Source organism: Streptomyces sp. NBC_00328 (genome assembly GCF_036139655.1).
Lineage (GTDB): Bacteria > Actinomycetota > Actinomycetes > Streptomycetales > Streptomycetaceae > Streptomyces.
The window spans coordinates 7,856,201-7,874,547 of sequence record NZ_CP108013.1 but is presented as its reverse complement, the minus strand read 5'-3'; the positions used below and the strand labels follow the sequence as shown (position 1 = coordinate 7,874,547).

Sequence of the window (18,347 nt, the reverse complement as noted above, 5' to 3'; positions counted from 1 at the left end):
ACCTCCACGCCGTCCACCGCTCCAGCGGTGGTGCCGGCCTCAGTGCCCTCCGGGGCATCCGATATTTCCGTGCCTTCCGTACCTTCCGGGGCTTCCGGCGGCCCCGGGGTTTCCGCGGCCTCGGACGCGCCCCCCGCCCGTGCGGCCTTCAGGGAAAAGTTCCTGACCGTGCCGCCGCCCATCGAGGTGGCGGGACGGCGGATCAAGCGGTACCACGTGACCGCGGACCCCGCCGGTATCGAGCCGGAGGTCGAAAGGGCGGCCTACGCGATCCTGCCGCGGCTGCTTCCCGAGCCGGACGGCACCCCGCCGGCCACGTTCGTCGTCCTGCACCGGGGCGCCGACGACGGTGCCTATCTCAACGCGTACAGCTGGGTGTGGGACAACGTCCTGCACTTCCGGGGCGCCGCCGCGGGCCAGCAGGTGCTGGGCTGCCCCGACCGCGACCCGGCGCACTTCGTCACCACGGACCTCCCGTGGATCGGCTGCGTCTGGGAGCTGCCGCCGGTCCTGCACGAGCGGGACGCCTGGGTGCGGCATCTGCTCGCCTCCGAAGTACCCGACCTGGCCGCCTACTTGACCGACTCCCTGCCTGCAGGAACCACAGGAGACCGCACATGAACGATGTCCGGGACAACGTGTCGGCCCTGAACGGCTTCGACTTCCTCCAGGGCGAATGGGACGTCGTCAACCGCCGTCGTACGGACTTCCTCGACCCGGAGAGCGACTGGGAGGAGTTCTCCGCGGTCAGCCGCTGCTGGAACCTGTTCCGCGGCGCCGCGAACATCGACGAGATCGACGTGCCGAGCCAGGGATGGACGGGCCTGACGCTGCGGCTCTTCGACGCGGAGACCGAGCGGTGGTCGCTGAACTGGTCGTCCAGCCGCAGCGGCCGGCTGTTCCCGCCGGTGCTCGGGCGGTTCGGACCGGACGGACGCGGCGAGTTCCACGGCGACGACACCCATGACGGGAAGGACGTGCGGGTGCGGTTCGTGTGGTCGGGGATCTCGGAGACGACGGCTCGCTGGGAACAGGCCTTCTCCGTGGACGGGGGGAACACCTGGCTGACGAACTGGACCATGGACTTCACCCGGAGGAAGACCCTCTGACCCCGGGCCCGGGCCCGGGCCGGTTCGCACGAGTTCAGTTCCTGCGGAAGGCCCGCAGGGTGAAGTCGGGTTCGCGGCGCGGGACATCGGGCCCCGGCAGGGTCTCGACCCGCTCGGCCAGCCGAGGTCCGCCGGCCGCGTAGAGCCGGCCGCTGCGAATGTACCGGGCCACATCCCGCGGGGTCCGGCCCTGGCCGTGGCCGCGGAAGAGGGCCGTACCGCTCGGGACCAATCCGTGCTCGGCGGCGTACGCCGTGACGCGTCCGGTCCCGTCCTCGGCGTGCCCGGGAGGACAGAGCGCGGTCAACGCGTCGATGTCGCTGCCGACATGGTGGGCCGCCGCCTTGTCGACGGTGGTGACGAACACACCACCGGGGCGCAGGAGGCGCGCGGCCTCCGCGACGACGGGGCCCGCGTCGTCCAGCAGATGGAGCAGCCAGACGGCGCACACCGCGTCGAACGAGCCTTCCGGGAAGGGGAGTCGACGGCCGTCGGCGCGGACGACGGCTCCGGGGAGGCGCTCCGCCGCCCGGCGCGCCATGCCGTGGGCCGCGTCCGCCCCCGTCACCCGGAGCCCCGGCCGCCCGGCGGCGAGCCCGCTCGTCACGATGCCGGTGCCGCAGGCCACGTCGAGCAGGCTGCGGGCATCGTCGGGGACCAGGGCGAGCACGGCGGCCGCGGCGGCGGCGGCCCGAGGTTCGCCGCCGCGCGTCGCGTCGTAGCGGTCCGCTTCCTTGTCGTAGTCCAGCACGGAGGTCAGCTCGCCCCGTGTCCCGGCGCGAGTTCCTCCACCCTGCGGGCGAGATCGAAGTCGAGCACGGTGACGGCGCCGCCGACGCTGTGCGTGTTCACGGTGAGGGCGATCGTGTTGTAGCCGAGGGTGAGGTCGGAGTGGTGGCCGAGCTCCTCCTGCACCTGGGCGATGTGCACGACCATCGCGGTCGCCGCGAAGTGTGTGCCGAGCCGGTAGGTACGGGCGAGCCGGTCGCCGTCCAGCGACCAGCCGGGCAACGCCGACAGCCGCTCCTCGATCTCCTTGGGCTCCAGCGGTTCGACGGCCATGGACGTGATCCCTTCGTACGGCGGGGGAGGCGTGCGGGGCGGTGGGTCCGGGGTGGCGCAGGGGGTCGGACCGGCCCCGAAGGACAGCGGAGCGGGCCCTTCGCCCAGCGTGCCACAGCCGTCACCCCTCGGCAGGGCACACGGGGCGCGGCGGCTCTCCGCGACGGCCGGACGGGTGCCGGCCGGTCACCGCCCCGGGCGATCGTTCACATGCCGCTCCTCGGCTACCGTCCTCACATGAGCCCTGTCCCGTCCGGTCCCCCCGCCGCCCCCCGTACCTCGGCCGACGGCGGTGTCGGGCCGCTGCTGCGCGGCTGGCGGGAGCAGCGCCGGGTGAGCCAACTGGAGCTGGCCCTGCGGGCGGGGTCCTCGGCCCGGCACATCAGTTTCATCGAGACGGGCCGTTCCCGCCCCAGCGAGGACATGGTGCTGCGGCTCGCCGAGCACCTCGATGTGCCGGTCCGCGAGCGCAACGCGCTGCTGCTCGCGGCGGGTTACGCGCCGCGCTACGCGGAGACCCCGATCGACGACCCGTCGATGGACGCGCTGCGCGGGGGCATGGAACGGCTGATCCAGGGCTACGAGCCGTATCCGGCGCTGATCGTCGACGCCAGGTACGACGTTCTGGCCGCGAACCGCGGGGTCGCCCTGCTGCTGGACGGCGTCACGGACCGGCTCCTCGTGCCGCCGCTGAACGCGATGCGGCTGACCCTTCATCCGGAGGGCCTGGCGCCGCGCATCCGCAATCTGCGCACGTGGCGGGATCATCTGCTCGCCCAGATGGACCGGCAGATCGCGCTGCGCCGTTCGGAGCCGCTGCGCGCGCTGTACGAGGAGGTGGCGGCGTATCCGGTGCCGGACCGGGACGCGGAGGTGGACGACGACGAGCCGCTCGGTCCCGCGCCCCACTTCGCGCTCCCGATGCGGATCGAGCACGAGGGGCGGGTGCTGTCGTTCATCTCGTCCATCTCGACGTTCAACACCCCGATGGACGTGACGGTCGCCGAGCTGGCCATCGAGACGTTCCTCCCGGCGGACCCCGCGACGGGGAAGTACCTTCACGCGCTGCATGCGTGATGATCTGTCACCGAAGAGAGAAGAGGCGCCGGTGACGGTGGTGCGGGACGAGCGGCGTGATGCCTACGGTGCGTCAGATCGCGCTGGCTGTGCGCATGTTGAGGCCAATCGATGATGGTTCCGCACGGACATGGCACACTGCACGCATACTTCGGCGCGTGGGGAGGCGTGGCGTGAGTGAGCGGCGGCCGGCACCCACGGTGGGGCAGGTGGTTCTGGGGCGACGGCTCCAGGAGCTGCGCGAGGCCGCGGGCCTGAAACGGGAGGAAGCGGCGCGTGTCCTGCGGGTCGCGCCGGCGACCGTGCGGCGGATGGAGATGGCCGAGGTCGCCCTCAAGATCCCTTATGTGCAGGTTCTGCTGACGACGTACGGTGTCTCCGAGGACGAGACGGACACCTTCGTGGCACTGGCAGAGGAGGCGAACGAACCGGGCTGGTGGCAGCGGTACCACGACGTGCTGCCGGACTGGTTCAGCATGCACGTCAGCCTGGAGGGCGCGGCCCGGCTGATCCGCAGTTACGAACCGCATTTCGTGCCGGGGCTGTTGCAGACCGAGGAGTACGCGCGGGCCGTGCTGGAGGCCGGGACCGTCGGGCAGACGGGCACCGAGGCCATCGACCGGCATGTGGCGCTGCGCATGAAACGGCAGGCGCTGCTCACCCGCGAGAACCCTCCCCACCTCTGGGTGATCATGGACGAGACGGCGTTGCTGCGTCCGGTGAGCATCCGGGGTGAGGTCATGCGCGACCAGATGGACCGGCTCCTCGAATGGGTCGAGCTCGATCACGTCACGCTTCAGGTCGCGGAGTTCGCGGCCGGCCCGCACCCGGGGACGTACACGTCCTTCGCGCTGTTCCGCTTCGCCGAGCGAGAGCTGCCGGACATCGTCTACAGCGAGTACGTGACCGGCGCTCTCTACCTCGACGCGCGCGAGGAGGTGGCCCTGCATCTGGAGGTGCTGGACCACATGTCGGCCCACTCCGCCTCCGCCGAACGCACCAAGGAGATCCTCCGGGAGTTCCGCGAGCGCTACTGAGCGGGCCCCGGCCCCGGGAACCTGTCCCGGCCGCCGCCTGAGTCCTCTCCGTCCCCTGCGTCCCTTGCCCGGTCCTCGTCCACGATCTCCGCGTCCACCACGTCCTCGTCGTCCTGCGCCTGCTCGGTGGGCGCCTGCCCGGTGGGCGGCTGGTCCTGCGGGGCCGGCCTCTGCTGGGCCTGGGCGTACATGGCCTGGCCCATCTGCTGGCTGACGGTGGCCAGCTTCTCGATGGCGCCGCGCAGAGCGGCGGTGTCGGTGGAGGAGTCCTCCAGAAGCTCTTTCAGTTCGGTGGCCGCCGAGGCGACCGCGTCCTTCGTGCCGGCGGGGATGCGTTCGTCGTTCTCGCGGACGAACTTCTCGGTCTGGTAGACGAGTTGCTCGCCGTGGTTGCGGGTCTCGGCCGCCTCCCGGTTGCGCCGGTCCTCCTCGGCGTACTGCTCGGCCTCGCGCACCAGGCGGTCGATGTCGTCCTTGGGCAGCGCGGAACCGCCGGTCACGGTCATCTTCTGCTCGCGCCCGGTGGCCAGGTCCTTCGCGGAGACGTGGGTGATCCCGTTGGCGTCGATGTCGAAGGCGACCTCGATCTGCGGGACACCGCGCGGCGCGGGCGGCAGGCCGGTGAGGTCGAAGACCCCGAGCTTCTTGTTGTAGGCGGCGATCTCGCGCTCGCCCTGGTAGACCTGGATGCCGACCGAGGGCTGGTTGTCGGCGGCCGTCGTGAAGATCTCCGAACGCCGCGTGGGAATCGTGGTGTTGCGCTCGATGAGCGTGGTCATGATGCCGCCCTTGGTCTCGATGCCGAGGGACAGCGGGGTGACGTCGAGGAGCAGGACGTCCTTCACGTCTCCGCGGATCACACCGGCCTGGAGTCCGGCGCCGAGAGCCACGACCTCGTCCGGGTTGACGCCCTTGTGCGGGTCCTTGCCGGTGAGTTCCTTCACCAGGTCGGTGACGGCGGGCATCCGGGTGGAGCCGCCGACCAGGATGACGTGGTCCACGGCGGACAGTTTCACACCGGCGTCCTTGACGGCCTGGTGGAAGGGGGTCTTGCAGCGGTCGAGCAAGTCGGCCGTCAGCTCCTGGAACTGAGCACGCGTCAGTTTCTCGTCGAGGTGTAGAGGGCCTTGGGCGGTGGCGGTGATGTAGGGCAGGTTGACGGTGGTCTCGGTGGACGAGGACAGCTCGATCTTGGCCTTCTCGGCGCCCTCGCGCAGCCGTTGCAGAGCCATCTTGTCGTGTCCGAGATCGATGCCGTGCGCGGCCTTGAAGCGCTGGGCGAGGTGCTCGACGATCCGCTGGTCCCAGTCGTCACCGCCCAGCCGGGTGTCACCGTTGGTCGCCTTGACCTCGATGACCCCGTCACCGATCTCCAGGAGCGAGACGTCGAAGGTGCCGCCGCCCAGGTCGAAGACGAGGACGGTCTGCTCCTCCCCGCGGTCGAGCCCGTACGCCAGGGCCGCGGCGGTCGGCTCGTTGATGATCCGTAAGACCTTCAGCCCCGCGATCTCGCCCGCCTCCTTGGTGGCCTGGCGCTGCGCGTCGTCGAAGTAGGCGGGCACGGTGATCACGGCGTCCGTGACGTCCTGGCCCAGATAGGCCTCGGCGTCCCGCTTCAGTTTCTGCAGCACCCGCGCGGACAGCTCCTGGGCGCGGTAGCGGGTGCCGTCGATGCTGCCCTTCCCGGGAAACCGCCAGTTCACATCGCCCATGTACCGCTTCACGGACCGCGCGGTGCGCTCCACGTTCGTCACCGCCTGCCGTTTGGCGACCTCGCCGACCAGCACCTCGCCGTTCTTGGCGAAGGCCACCACCGAGGGTGTGGTGCGTGCCCCCTCGGCATTGGCGACGACCGTCGCCTCACCGCCCTCCAGGACCGCCACCACCGAGTTCGTCGTCCCCAGATCGATCCCGACCGCACGTGCCATGTCCGTCCCCTTCCGCCACGGCTCTGCCCGCCCCCAAGCACAAAACCTGTGTTCTCGCTTGTCAATGGCGCGGACGGCGTACGCGGGCGGACACGCCGATGCCGCGCCCCCGCGGGGAGGACGCGGCATCGGCGTACGAGCGTCAGGCGAGCTTCGCCGACAGCGTGATCGTCGTACCGGTCAGGGCCTGGCTGACCGGGCAGTTCTTCTTGGCGTCCTCGGCCGCCGCGACGAAGCCGTCGTTGTCGAGGCCCGGCACCGTGCCCTCGACCGTGAGGTGGATGCCGGTGATGCCCTCGCCGGGCTGGAAGGTGACGTCGGCGTTGGTCAGGAGCTTGGTGGGCGGCGTCCCGGCACCCGCGAGGGCGTGCGACAGCGCCATGGAGAAGCAGCTGGAGTGGGCGGCCGCGATCAGTTCCTCGGGGCTGGTCTTGCCGTTGGCGTCCTGGGCCCGCGACGCCCACGTCACCGGCTGCTGGCCGATGCCGGAGGAGTCGAAGGTGACGACGCCGTTGCCCTCGAGCAGGTTGCCTTCCCACACGGTGTGTGCGGTGCGCGTGGTTGCCACGATGATTCCTTTCGGGTGTGGTCCCGTTGCCGGGGTCCGTGTCTCCCATCCGATCACACCTGAGCCCGGCGCACCCCGCGGTTCGGACGGCGACCTGCCGGTGCGTGTCCGGGATTTCGCCGGACGGGGGCCGCGGAGCCCGCCGGAACACCGCGGCGGGGGCTCAGGTCACCCGGAAGACCGGCCCGCGCGCGGTGAAGGGGAGCCGTGCGGCGTGCGGCACCAGATAGGCGTGCTCGCGCCGCACCCGCAGCACGTCGCAGTATCCGTCCGTGATCACCAGGACGGGAGCGCCCGGCGGGAAGTCGTCGGCGCGGTGCAGCAGATCGACGCCCGGTTGCAGCACGGTGCCGCCGCGCCCGTGCACCCGTACGCGTCCGGCGATCTCCGTGACGGGCAGATAGCCCGCGTCGTACGGGGCGGCGTCGCAGAACACGACGCGGGCGGCCGGCACGTCGCGGGACCCGGCGTACGAGGCGATGGCGCCCAGCGCCTTGCCGAGCAGGGTGCGGTCCATGGAGCCGGAGGTGTCGAGCACGACGCCGAAGGTGCAGCGGGCGATCTCCTCGGGCGGGAACCAGCGGCCCGCGCGGGGGATGCCCGGGGTGGCCGCCTGCCGGCGGGAGGGACGCGCGTACGACCGCAGCGGCTCGGGCCGGGGCACGAACTCGTCGAACCAGCGGGCGAGTCGGGCGTCCCAGGGCAGCGGCGGATGGCTGAGCGCGCGGATCTCCTCGACCAGACCACCGGGCAGGAAACCGCGCTCCTGCTGCTGGTGCAGATCGAGGCCCCGGGCCAGGCCACGGCGGTAGAACTCGTCGAGGTCGACGTAGTCGCGCGCCGAGCCGAGCGGTCCGCCCAGGATGTCGCCCGTTCCCCTGCCGCGCAGCGTGGCGAGGCGGCGCATCCGGCGCAGATCGCCGGCGATCCGGTCGTACACCTCCTCGGCCGACAGGTCCTTCAGCTCCGGGTCGTGCAGCAGCCCCTCGGGCATCGTGCCGACCTGCATCTCGCACAGCCAGCCGTTGATCACATAGTCGGCGGCGACGTTGAAGAGGTACGGGTCCCGGGTGCCGCAGCGGTCACCGTGGCGCAGGGCGGCGTGCAGCATCTCGTGGGCGAGGACGAACCGCCATTCCTCGTCGCTGAACGAGCACAGCGGGTTGATGTAGATCTCGGCCGCCTCGGTGTCCACGGCGGCGACGGAGATGTCGTGGGCGCGGGCGAGTTCGGCGTCGGCGACGAGCGTGATGCCCGCCGCGAGGCCGCCGAGCAACGGGTAGGAGGAGACGAACCAGCTCAGCGCCCGCTCCCAGGGCCGGAGCGGGGTGGGGCCTTCGCTCATGGAGGCGCGTCTCCCGCCCGCCACGTCCATCGCGGCGGACATGGTGCCGATCAGCGCGTGCGCGAAGGTCACCTGCCAGTCGGCCGGAGCGCTGCCGAGCCAGGCGTTCCAGGACACGAGGGCCTGGTCCGGGTCGCCGCCCGCCGTGCCGCAGTGTTCGTACCGGGGCGGGATGCCGTCGCGGCGCCAGGCCGCGGCGAGCCGTTCCTCGTCACCGCCGGGGTAGGAGTCCGGGAGGTCCTCGGGCGTCAGGCCCACCGAGAAGCCGAGCAGGAAGCGGTTCACCACCACGCAGCGGGCGGCGAGGTCGAAACGGTCCGGCTGCTCGCGCGTCCCGGCCGCGGCCGGGACATGGCCGAAGCCCAGATGGATGACGGCGTGCGCCATGGCCCAGGCCCAGGTGACGGGTTCGGCGCGACGGGTCGGGTTGACGTGCACGGTCCCGTTGGAGTCGACGACCACCAGCCCGTCCCGGGGAGCCCGCGCGCACGTGTCCTCCCGGCAGACGCGGAAGCCGACGGCGCCCAGCGCCGGATTGGCCCGGACCAGCCGCAGCCCCTCGGCGAACGCCTCGGCGGCGGGATCGGGCTTGGCCTTGGCCTTCGCCCCGGCCTTGCGGGAACGGCTCACCGGCGCGCCTCCACCAGGCGCGGCATGTCCCGGGCCGCCTCCACCAGGAACCACGCGGGCAGGACCGGATTGCCGTCGGCGTCCGAGGCGATGACGCTCTGGGCGACCTCGACGGATATCTCGGCGAGCTGGATGAGCAGGGACTTGGCCCGGTACGCGGTCTGCCGGGCGTTCGCCGAGATGTGGTCCCGGCCAGCCGGGAGTTCCTTGACGAGGCGGCCGCGGAAGGACTCCGCGAGGTAGTAGAGGAGGTCGCGGTCCTCCGTACGGGAGGGCCAGCGGGCGTCACCCTTGAGGATGGCCTCGATGCCGAAGCGACTGCGCACGATCTTGACGTAGCCGCAGAACGCGACGGCGTGCGCGGGCGTCAGCGTGCCGTGGGCGATCACCTTCAGGGTCTCCTCGTCGAGCGCGTCGCCGAAGGAGCCCAGCGCGTCGGAGAGCATGTGCCAGGAGCGCGGGGTGGAGAAGGGCTCCTCGGTCTTCGGCGGCTTGGACCACAGGTGGTCGGGGCGGTCGGTGAGGTGGTCGAGCACCCAGGGGTGGATGTCGTTCTTGGCGGCCCAGACGAGCCAGTCCTTCGGAGAGGCCTCCAGATGGACGTGGGTGAGCCGGTTGATCAGCGCCGAGGCGATCGGGCGGGCCAGCGCGTTGTCCGTCGCCCGGTTGCCCGCGCCGATCACGATGGAGCCCTTCGGCAGCTCGTAGTCACCGATGCGGCGGTCCAGGATGAGCGAGTAGAAGGCCTTCTGCACATCGGGCGTCGCCGCGTTCAGCTCGTCAAGGAACAGGCAGTACGGCTCGTCGCGGGCGATGGCCTGCGGCGGGCAGAAGACGGAACGCCCGTCACGGATCTGCGGCACGCCGATCAGGTCCTCGGGCGCGAGCTGCGTACCCAGCAGGCTCACGCACTCCAGCCCGAGCGATTCGGCGAACTCCCTGACCAGGGAGGACTTTCCGATGCCGGGGGCGCCCCAGAGGAAGACCGGCCGCACGGTGGCGAGACCGAGAAGCAGCTCCGGGACACGGGAGGGCGTGACGGTGACGGCTGCCTGCACAGGCGAGCTCCTTGAAGGTATGAGAAAGGGGGTGAGAGACGAGCGATGTGTGAGGGACGCGCGCGAAAGCGCGGCGTGTGATGCCCACAGTGTGGGCGCGGCGCGATGTCCGCCGCCTCCCATTTTTCCGGTGCCGGCGACCGGGCCGGCCGGTGAACGGGCCGGCTGTTCGCCGCCCCGCGGCCGAGCCGCCGCTCAGGCGGCCTGCTCGTCCGGGTGGGACGGCAGCGGTACTTGGGCGCCGTCGCACTCACGCAGCCAGCGCCGCAGCACGTCGTGCACCCGCTCCGCGCCTACGAGTCCGGCGTCCGGGCCGGCGGGTTCCGTGGCCGTGCCGACGAGTCCGGCGTCCGGGCCTGCGGGGTCCCTGTCCGCGCCGGCCGGTGCGGACAGGGTGAGCGGAGAGAGCAGGAACGGGTGCCCCTGGGCACCGCCGAGCCCGCCGTGCGAGCCGATCTGCTCCTCGAAGGCGAGGACTTCGCCCTCGACGGGGTCGTACCAGGAGTTGACCATGATGTCGGCGGTGTGCGGGAACGTGTGCGTGCGCCGCACCGCGTCGGCGGCGCCGGGACCGAAGTCGGCCAGTGGGCCCGGGTGTTCGTCGTCGAGCCGGCCCACCGGCACCTCGGCGCCGTGCGCCCCGAGCACGAGGCCGCCGTGCTCCTCGCTGCGTACCAGGAGGAAGCCGATGCCCGGGTGGTTGGCGAGCGTGGACAGCAGCGCGGGATGGCGCCGGTCGATCTCCTCCCGGCTCATCCGGTGCGTGACGTCGGGGAAGGAGACCAGGCCGAGGTTGCCCGAGGCCAGGACCAGGGGCTCGGAGCGGCGCCCCGCCGGTCCGCGCCGCTCCTCGCGCTCCTCGACCGGTCTGCGCAGCGCGGCCCGGACGGCGGTCCGGGCCTCGGCACCGCTGTGGGTACTGCGGGCCCTGCGGGGCACGGGCAGCCCGCAGCCGGCCCGGACCAGATTGCCGAGGCTGAGGCCGTATCTGGTCAGGAAGGTCTCGCCGGGGCTCTGGCCGTGGTCGGAGAGCACGACGATCCGGTACGGCCGCGGGGCGTGTTCGGCGACCTTCTCGATGAGCGCGAGCGACCGGTCGAGCCGCTCCAGGATCCTCTCGGCGTCCCGGCTCCGCGGCCCGGAGTGGTGCGCCACCTCGTCGTAGGCCACCAGGTCCGCGTAGACCGCGTTGCGCCCGGCGAGCATGTCGCCGATCACCGCGGCGACCACGACATCCCGCTCGACGACGGTCGCGAAGGCGCGGACGAACGGGTACAGCCCGCCGCGATCGACGCGGGGGCGTCGCCGCTGGAGGCGGGCCCGGGTGGACTGGCCCGTCTCCCTGAAGACCTCGGCCACGAACGACATCGCCGTACGGACGGCGTTGGCCGGGTCGGAGAAGTAGGCGAAATAGCCGGCCCGCGAGCGGTTGTCCCGTCCCCTGCGCGCGGCGACGGACAGCACGAGGGCCAGCTCGTCGGCGCCGCCGCTGAAGAGGTTGCCCCGGCTCGCGCCGCCGGCGGTGAGCAGGCCGCCGTCGCCGGTGTGCGCGACGGCCCGCCGCTGGAGCTCGGCGGCGCTGGTCGGCCGGTTGCAGACCATGACCTCCTGGGTGTCCTTCTCGTACCAGCGGAAGGCGGGGACGTCGTGGTTGCTGCCGTGCAGGATGCCGAGCTGGCTGGCGCCGGTCTGGCTGGACCAGTCGGTTCTCCACGGGGTGAGCCGGTGGGTGGGGCGCTTCCCGCCGAGCCATCGGGCGGCGGTGGGCATCAGACCCTTGCCGATCGCCTCGCGCAGCACGTCGTGTCCGACGCCGTCGAGCTGGAGGAAGACCACGCCGGGAGTCGAGGGGCCGGGCCGCCCGGTGGCGCGTCTGCGGCGCCGGTCGGCGAGCCGGTAGAGGCGGCGACGGTAGGCGTCGTCGTCCCGTACGGCGAGGGCGGCACCGGTGGCCGAGGCGACGGCCGACATGACGGCGGCGACGACCACGGCGGTCTCGGGGGCCGCCTCGCCGTGCCCGGAGGGGTTGAGCCGCAGGGCGATCAGCAGCAGCGAGCCGTTCAGGAAGAAGACGAGCAGGCCCAGCACCAGGGCGGGGACGAGGAGCAGGGCCCGCACGAGCAGGGGCCACACCAGCGCCGACAGGAGACCGAAGACGCCCGCGCCGGCCGCCGCGGTGACGGCGATCCGTGTCGCGCTGTCCCCGCTCTCCGACTGGAGCCGGAAGTCGGGCAGCGCACCGGCGAGGACGAGCATGGTGAGCGTGGACACGGCCCACACCGTGATGCTGCGCCCCGCCGCGCTGGCGAGGCGCCGCCAACGTCCTTTGTCCACGCCCGGTCCACCTCACGTCCCGGCCCGCCCGGTCCGCGCGGCCTGCTCCCACCCTGTCACAACGGCCGGAGATCCCCAGAAGTCCCCAAAAGCCGCGCGAAGTCCCTCACGAGGCTTCCCCAGGTGCCCTTTCGCCGGGACTCACCGCGGGCGGGAGATCAACGGCCGTCGTATCCGGCCGTCGGCATCGACAGACGGCGGTGGACCCTGGCCTTCATCTGGGCGTCGTACGACGGTTCCGCGGTGCCCACGGTCTCGACGCGGACACCGCGGCGCGCGCACTCGGCGGTGAACTCCTCCACCGAGGCGAGCGCGCGCTCCAGCACCCGGCGGCTGGGCGCGACGAACAGGTCCACGAGACCGGCCTCGACATCCGCCCACAGGCTGCGGTGGTCCGGGCGCAGCCCGCGTACGAGAAGTTCCCGGGTGACGACGTAGCCGTGCTCGGCGGCCCAGCGGGCGCACATCGCGTGCTGGCTGCGGGAGTCGACGAGAAAGGGGTCCTCGTCGAGTTCCTCCAGAGGTGTCAGGCTCGCGATCGCCGTGACGCGAAGCGACGGGGAGCGCGGCACGGGGCCGCCGCGCTCGTGCGAGCGTTCGAGGGCGTGCGTGCCGGAGGCACCGCGTGCGTCTCCCATGGTGTCCCCCTCACCTCATGGTTTCGCCGCAGACCCTACTCCTGCCCGTAGGCTCGGGGGGAGTCGTGCGAAGGAGGCAAAGAGGTGCCGGTGGAGATCACCTGGTGGGGGCACGCCACCTGCACGCTGGAGGACTCCGGGACACGCGTGCTCACCGATCCCCTCTTCGCGCGCCGGCTCGCACACCTGCGGCGCAGGCGCGGGGCGCCGCCCCCTCCCCCGGCCGCGGTCGCCGACGTCGCGCTGGTCTCCCATCTGCACGCCGACCATCTGCATCTTCCCTCGCTGGCGCGACTGGCCCCGGGTACCCGGCTGCTCGTGCCGCGCGGTGCGCCGCGTTCGGTGCCCGGACTGCGCAAGCTGGACCATCTGCGGCTCACGGAGGTCGCGCCCGGTGACCGCACCCGCGTCGGTGACCTGGCCGTCCGTACGGTTCCGGCACGGCACGACGGACGCCGGCTGCCGATCGGACCGCACCGCTCCCCCGCCGTGGGGTACGTGATCGAGGGCGAGGCGCGGACGTACTTCGCCGGGGACACGGGGCTGTTCGCGTCGATGGCCGAGGAGGTCGGACCGGTCGACTTGGCCCTGCTGCCGGTGGGCGGCTGGGGCCCGTATCTCGGGGAGGGGCATCTCGACGCGGGACGTGCCGCCGAGGCGCTCGCCGCGTTGCGTCCGCGCAGCGCTGTGCCGGTGCACTACGGCACGTTCTGGCCCATCGGGATGGATGCCGTGCGCCCCCATGAATTCCACGCGCCGGGTGAGGAGTTCGTGCGCCTGGCCGCCGAGCGTGCGCCCCAGGTGGCGGTTCATCTGCTGAGGCAGGGCGAGAGCGTGCGTCCGAAGGCCGCTCGGTGATGTCCTGGTCCGCCGGGGCGGTGGCTCCCCCGGCCCTTCAGTCGGTCAAGGGCGGCGCTCTTCTGTCGCTCAAGGGCACGACCCTCGTGTCGCTCAAGGGCACCGCACCGCTGGTGTTCCTGTCCGCCGCGGCGCCGACCGTCCCGCCGCAGTCCACTCAGCAGGCGATCGGCTATCCGTCGCTGTTCCTGCTGGTGCTGATCGGCGCTCTGGTGCCGGTGGTGCCGACGGGGGCGCTGGTGAGTTCGGCGGCGGTCGTGGCCTTCCACCAGACGTCACCCTTCGCGCTGCTCATGGTGTTCCTGGTCTCCTCGGTCGCCGCGTTCCTCGGTGACGTGTCGCTCTACTGGCTCGGCCGGCGCGGCATGGGCTCGAGGAACGGATCGCGCTGGCTGGAGGCGATCCGGGAACGCGCCCCCGAGGACCGGCTCGCCCGGGCGCAGCAGAAGCTCGCCGACCACGGCATCGCCGTCCTCGTCCTGTCCCGCCTCGTTCCGGCGGGCCGGATTCCGGTGATGCTGGCCTGCCTGATCGCGAAGATGCCGCTGCGCGTCTTCGCCCGCGGGGACATCCCGGCCTGTCTCGCCTGGGCGGCCACCTACCAGATCATCGGCATCCTCGGCGGCTCGCTCTTCCCCGAGCCGTGGCAGGGCGTGGTGGCGGCGGTGGCACTGACCGTGGCGATCAGCCTGGCGCCGGGTGCGTGGCGCAGGTTCCGCGGCACGAAACCCTCGTAGGGCGGGCAGGCACCGTCACTCCAGCACCCGGGAACCTCCCACCGCCAGATCCCACAGGTTCTCCCGGGCCAGGCCCGCCCGCTCCCACGCCGCCCGCACCCGCCGCAGTGGTTCCAGCACCGGTTCGGCCGAGAGCACGAAGGTGCCCCAGTGCATCGGGGCCATCCGCCGCGCGCGCAGGTCGACGGCCGCCTGCACGGCCTCTTCCGGGTCGCAGTGCACGTCGCTCAGCCACCAGCGGGGGTCGTACGCGCCGATGGGCAGGAGGGCGAGGTCGATCCCCGGGTGGCGCTGCCCGATGCGGGTGAACCAGTGGCCGTATCCGGTGTCGCCCGCGAAGTAGACGCTCCGGCCCTCGGGTGCCGTGAGCACCCAGCCGCCCCACAGGGAACGGCAGGTGTCGGTGAGGGTGCGCTTGGACCAGTGGTGGGCGGGGACGAAATCGAAGCGCACACCGTCGAGTTGGGCCGCCTCCCACCAGTCGAGCTCGGTGATCCGGGTGAAACGGCGCCGTCTGAACCAGCGTCCGAGGCCGGCCGGTACGAACACCGGTGTGTCGCGCGGGAGTCGGCGCAGGGTCGGTGCGTCCAGATGGTCGTAGTGGTTGTGGCTGACGACGACCGCGTCGACGCGCGGCAGCGTGTTCCAGGCCACGCCGACCGGGGTGATCCGGGCCGGGGTTCCCACGATGCGGCGGGACCAGACCGGGTCGGTGAGGACGGTGAGCCCGCCGATCCGGATCACCCAGCTCGCGTGCCCCGCCCAGGAGACGGCGACCGTCCGGGCGTCCACGGCGGGCAGCGGTTCCGGCTCGAAGGGCAGCAGCGGGATCTCGGCGAGCCCTTCGGCACGCGGCCGGAGCGCGCCCTCGCGGGCGAGCCGCGTGAAGGCCCGCAGGCCGGGCAGCGGGGCGGTCAGCCGGTTCGCGAAGGACCGGGGCCACAGGCGCCGCTCACCGAGCGGGCGGGGCTCGGCGAGGGGCGCTGGAGGGAGGACGGCGGGGTGCCCGGGCACCGGGGCGGCCGGGGGCGCGGGATCGCCGGTGGCCTGGGTCGTCGTGCTCGTGGTCGACTCGGACTGCTGCGTCATCGAGGAGACTCCCGTCGCTCGGCGTCGTCACGGAGATCGCCGAAGGCCGACCCCAAGAGGGTCAACGCGCGGTGCACATGCGGCAGTTCCAGTGGCGAGGGGGAGATGAGCGCTTCCTCCCGCTCCTCGTCCGTGGAGCCGAGCAGCGGCCCGGTGCCGAGTCGGACCCGGAGGGCGGCGAGGTCGTCGCCGAAGCGGTGTCCGCCCGGCGCGGGCATGCCGAGCCGGGCGGAGAGGTGGTCCTCCAGGTCCTGCGCGTCACCGACGCCGCGCGCGCCGAGGGCGGATCGGAACGCGCCGAGGTCGACGTACAGGTGCCGGCCGGCCTGCGGGGGGCGCGCGACGGCCCCGGCGGCACCCACCGCCCGGTGGACGGCGCCGGCCACGCAGGCGTGCAGGCGTACGGCGGCGGTGAGCCGTTCGGTGATCACGGCGGGCTCGCCGAGCGCGTACGCGGCCGCGGCGGCGACCGGTTCGGCGACGCGCGCGCCGAGCACGGTGAGCACGTCGAGGACGCGGGAACGCAGGGAGGCGCCCGCCGCGTTGTCGGGGAAGCGGGCGACGGCGGCGGGCCAGCCCTGCGGCAGGAAGGCACCCGCGAGGTCGGCGATCACGGAGACGTCGTCGGGGAGCATCTCGGCGGGGCTGAGCAGCACGGTGTCCCGCGGCTCGTGCAGGGTGTCGCGCCAGGTCTCGTCGCTGACGATGTGCAGTCCCTCGCCCGCCGCGGCCTCCACGGCCTCGTGCACCACCTCGGGCGGTGCGACGGTGGCGGTCGGGTCGTCGGCGACGGACAGCAGGAGCAGCCGCGGGTCGCCGCCCTCCGCGCGGACCCTGCGGACGGTCTCCAGGAGGGCGTAGGGATCGGGGACGCCGCCGCACTCCGCGGGCGTCGCCACGTGGAACACGGATCTGCCCAGCAGGCGTGCCTGCGGCGCCCACCAGGCGGCACACGGGCGGGACATGAGGATGTCGCCGCCGAGCGCGCCGGTCAGGGCCAGCAGCAGCGCGGGGGCTCCGGGGGCGGCCGCCACCCGGTCGGGTGCGGCACGCAGTCCGCGCCGGGTCCAGTAGCCGCTGGCGGCGTCGAGGAGCACGGGGCCGCCGCCGCAGGGTTCGACGGCGGAGCGGTTCGCGGCGGCGGCCAGCACGGAGCGGAGTTCCGGGAGCACGGGCAGGCCCTGGTCGGGCAGGGGCGGACCGTACCGGAGCGGTCCGTGGCCTTCGGGGTCCGTCCGCCGCATACCTGCCTCCGCACCGTGGATGCCGCCGTTCCCTGTTCCGGAGCCCGCCCGCCGTACGGTTCCGGGTGTCGTCGTCCGCTCGTACGGCTACCGGGAGCCGCTCGCCGGCCTGCGGGGTGAACCGCTCGGCGCCCGGAGGCACGCCGTCCCGTGTGTCCACTCGGGTGTGTCTGTCACATCGTCAGCCGCCGTGCCGTCCACCGCCACCGTGGCCTCCGCCTGTCACCTCCGCCGTCGGCGCAGTCTGTGCACCCGTTGCGCGGCCGCGCCCAGGGCCCCGGCGATCAGCAGTCCGCCGGCGACCAGGGCCGGCACGGAGTCGGTGAACACCCCGCCCTCGCCGGCGTGTACACCCCGCTGGACCGTGGGCGGACGTTCACCCATGCCGGTGTCGGAGCCGGTCCCGCTGTCGGGAACATGGGTCGCCGTGGCGCCGCGGGCCACGGAGTACGAGGCGGTCCACTGCTTCCCGTGACCGCCCGGGGGCGCGGGACAGACCCCGCCGACGTTCCACCGTCCGTCGGCGCCCCCGGTGTCGGGGCCCGCGATGTCCGGTTCCACCGTGCCGGGAGCCGCGGTGCCGGAACCCACGGCGTCCGGGCTCAGCGGTTCGGGAACCGTGTCGGGCCCCACCGTGTCCGGGCCCAGGTCGTCGGGGGCCGCCGAATCCGGACCGACCGTATCCGGGCCCACCGCATCCGGACCGCCCTGATCCGGACCCACCGTCTCCGGGCCGACCGTGCCCGGGCTGTCGGTGTCGGGGATCAGCGAGTCGGGGACCAGTGAGTCGGGGACCACGGGGTCACCGGCGCCGGGAGCGGGGGCCTGGGCATCGGGCACGACGGTGGCCCAGCCCCCGGGAGCGGAGCTCACCGCTCCCGCCCGGGCTCCCGCGGGCGCGTCGGCGGAGTTCTTCGCGTCGGAGTTCGCCGCCGCGCCGGAACCGTTCGTACCGGGGCTCACCTCGTCGAAGCCGCGCCCCGCGCCGGACCCCTCCGTGGCGGAGCCGGCGGCCGGATCGGGTTCGCCGGACCCGATGTGGGCGGTGCCGCTGTAGGAGGCGGCGCCCGCGGCGCTCGGGTCGGCGCCCTCGACGCGGTGGAGCTGGACCTTGCCCTCCTGGAAACCCTGGGAGCTGGCGTCGATGGAGTCGGGCAGGGTCCCCCCGATCGCGTCGCAGCTGACCGTGACGGTGACGGTGCCACCGGGTTCGACTGAGCCCGGACTGACCTCCGCGGCCGGATCCGCGGCCGCGCCCGACGCGGCGGCGCCGAGAGCGGCGCCGGCCAGGGCGGTGGCGTACAGGACACGGGCGGTACGGCGCATGAGCGGAGCTCCTTCGGAGGGCTGCGGTCCGAGAGCCACGGCCGTCGTGTCCCTCGGGCCCATCAGAGCCCGCCGCACCGCCGGGCGCGAACGGCCGGGCACCATTCGCGGGAAAGCGGGGCCCGAGCGGGTGACATCGCGGACGGGCCGCGACCGGTCCCCCGTACCCACCGTGCGCTGCCGCCCGCACCCCGGCCCGCCCCCACCCGGAGCCCGTACGGCACCCACGGCCGGAACCCCCGCCGCACCCATGACCGGGGGCCCCGACCGGATCGACGCGGGCGGCGGCCATGCGGGGTACGGCCAC

The 18,347-nt window shown here is 73.0% G+C and carries 17 protein-coding genes; 6 read left to right on the top strand and 11 right to left on the bottom strand.

The genetic code is table 11. The annotated features are described in order from the left end of the window. Positions 1–168 precede the first annotated feature (168 nt). A complete protein-coding gene (locus OG485_RS34385) occupies positions 169–621 on the top strand; it encodes a hypothetical protein (protein ID WP_328672465.1) in 453 nt (150 codons plus the stop codon). Then, complete coding sequence (locus OG485_RS34380) at positions 618–1,109, top strand: hypothetical protein (protein WP_443048806.1); 492 nt, start codon at positions 618–620, stop codon at positions 1,107–1,109. Before OG485_RS34385 ends, OG485_RS34380 begins: the two co-directional genes overlap by 4 nt. 34 nt (positions 1,110–1,143) lie before the next feature. On the opposite strand, the gene OG485_RS34375 is transcribed toward OG485_RS34380, so the two are convergent. Continuing rightward, a complete protein-coding gene (locus OG485_RS34375) occupies positions 1,144–1,860 on the bottom strand; it encodes a class I SAM-dependent methyltransferase (protein WP_328672464.1) in 717 nt (238 codons plus the stop codon). A 5-nt stretch (positions 1,861–1,865) separates the two neighbouring features. Beyond that, positions 1,866–2,171 (bottom strand): 4a-hydroxytetrahydrobiopterin dehydratase, encoded by a 306-nt coding sequence (locus tag OG485_RS34370; RefSeq protein WP_328672463.1) that lies wholly within the window; start codon positions 2,169–2,171, stop codon positions 1,866–1,868. Positions 2,172–2,408: 237 nt separating this feature from the next. Between OG485_RS34370 and OG485_RS34365 the strand changes: the two genes are divergently transcribed. Beyond that, on the top strand, positions 2,409–3,248 hold the full coding sequence (locus tag OG485_RS34365; protein ID WP_328672462.1) for a helix-turn-helix domain-containing protein: 840 nt from the start codon (positions 2,409–2,411) through the stop codon (positions 3,246–3,248). 173 nt (positions 3,249–3,421) lie between these two features. Then, positions 3,422–4,285: a helix-turn-helix domain-containing protein gene (locus OG485_RS34360; RefSeq protein WP_328446345.1), complete on the top strand. Its 864-nt coding sequence runs from the start codon at positions 3,422–3,424 to the stop codon at positions 4,283–4,285. Here OG485_RS34360 and dnaK read toward each other — a convergent pair. The 6 genes from dnaK to OG485_RS34330 form a co-directional block, all read right to left on the bottom strand. Continuing rightward, positions 4,279–6,213, bottom strand: a complete 1,935-nt coding sequence (dnaK, locus tag OG485_RS34355) for a molecular chaperone DnaK (RefSeq protein ID WP_328672461.1) — start codon at positions 6,211–6,213, stop codon at positions 4,279–4,281. The two genes, OG485_RS34360 and dnaK, sit on opposite strands and share 7 nt — an antisense overlap. Before the next feature lie 142 nt (positions 6,214–6,355). Then, positions 6,356–6,781, bottom strand: coding sequence for an OsmC family protein (locus tag OG485_RS34350; RefSeq protein ID WP_261705012.1), 426 nt, complete (start codon positions 6,779–6,781; stop codon positions 6,356–6,358). Positions 6,782–6,944: 163 nt separating this feature from the next. Then, complete coding sequence (locus tag OG485_RS34345; protein WP_328672460.1) at positions 6,945–8,756, bottom strand: vWA domain-containing protein; 1,812 nt, start codon at positions 8,754–8,756, stop codon at positions 6,945–6,947. After that, complete coding sequence (locus OG485_RS34340) at positions 8,753–9,814, bottom strand: ATP-binding protein (RefSeq protein ID WP_328446361.1); 1,062 nt, start codon at positions 9,812–9,814, stop codon at positions 8,753–8,755. The genes OG485_RS34345 and OG485_RS34340 overlap by 4 nt, the downstream gene beginning before the upstream one ends. 195 nt (positions 9,815–10,009) lie before the next feature. Beyond that, positions 10,010–12,070 (bottom strand): alkaline phosphatase family protein, encoded by a 2,061-nt coding sequence (locus OG485_RS34335; protein ID WP_443048962.1) that lies wholly within the window; start codon positions 12,068–12,070, stop codon positions 10,010–10,012. Between the two features lie 236 nt (positions 12,071–12,306). Further along, the gene (locus OG485_RS34330) at positions 12,307–12,786 is read right to left on the bottom strand and encodes a hypothetical protein (protein WP_328672458.1); all 480 of its coding nucleotides are present in this window, start codon (positions 12,784–12,786) and stop codon (positions 12,307–12,309) included. Between the two features lie 84 nt (positions 12,787–12,870). On the opposite strand from OG485_RS34330, the gene OG485_RS34325 reads away from it, so the two are divergent. Further along, the gene (locus OG485_RS34325) at positions 12,871–13,644 is read left to right on the top strand and encodes an MBL fold metallo-hydrolase (RefSeq protein WP_328672457.1); all 774 of its coding nucleotides are present in this window, start codon (positions 12,871–12,873) and stop codon (positions 13,642–13,644) included. Positions 13,645–13,754: 110 nt separating this feature from the next. After that, positions 13,755–14,381, top strand: a complete 627-nt coding sequence (locus OG485_RS34320; RefSeq protein WP_328674763.1) for a DedA family protein — start codon at positions 13,755–13,757, stop codon at positions 14,379–14,381. Between the two features lie 15 nt (positions 14,382–14,396). Here OG485_RS34320 and OG485_RS34315 read toward each other — a convergent pair whose 3' ends face one another. The 3 genes from OG485_RS34315 to OG485_RS34305 form a co-directional block, all read right to left on the bottom strand. After that, positions 14,397–15,470, bottom strand: coding sequence for an MBL fold metallo-hydrolase (locus tag OG485_RS34315; RefSeq protein ID WP_328672456.1), 1,074 nt, complete (start codon positions 15,468–15,470; stop codon positions 14,397–14,399). Next, positions 15,467–16,714: an aminotransferase class I/II-fold pyridoxal phosphate-dependent enzyme gene (locus OG485_RS34310; protein ID WP_328672455.1), complete on the bottom strand. Its 1,248-nt coding sequence runs from the start codon at positions 16,712–16,714 to the stop codon at positions 15,467–15,469. Before OG485_RS34310 ends, OG485_RS34315 begins: the two co-directional genes overlap by 4 nt. A 222-nt stretch (positions 16,715–16,936) precedes the next feature. Then, a complete protein-coding gene (locus tag OG485_RS34305) occupies positions 16,937–18,040 on the bottom strand; it encodes a hypothetical protein (RefSeq protein ID WP_328672454.1) in 1,104 nt (367 codons plus the stop codon). Positions 18,041–18,347 lie beyond the last annotated feature (307 nt).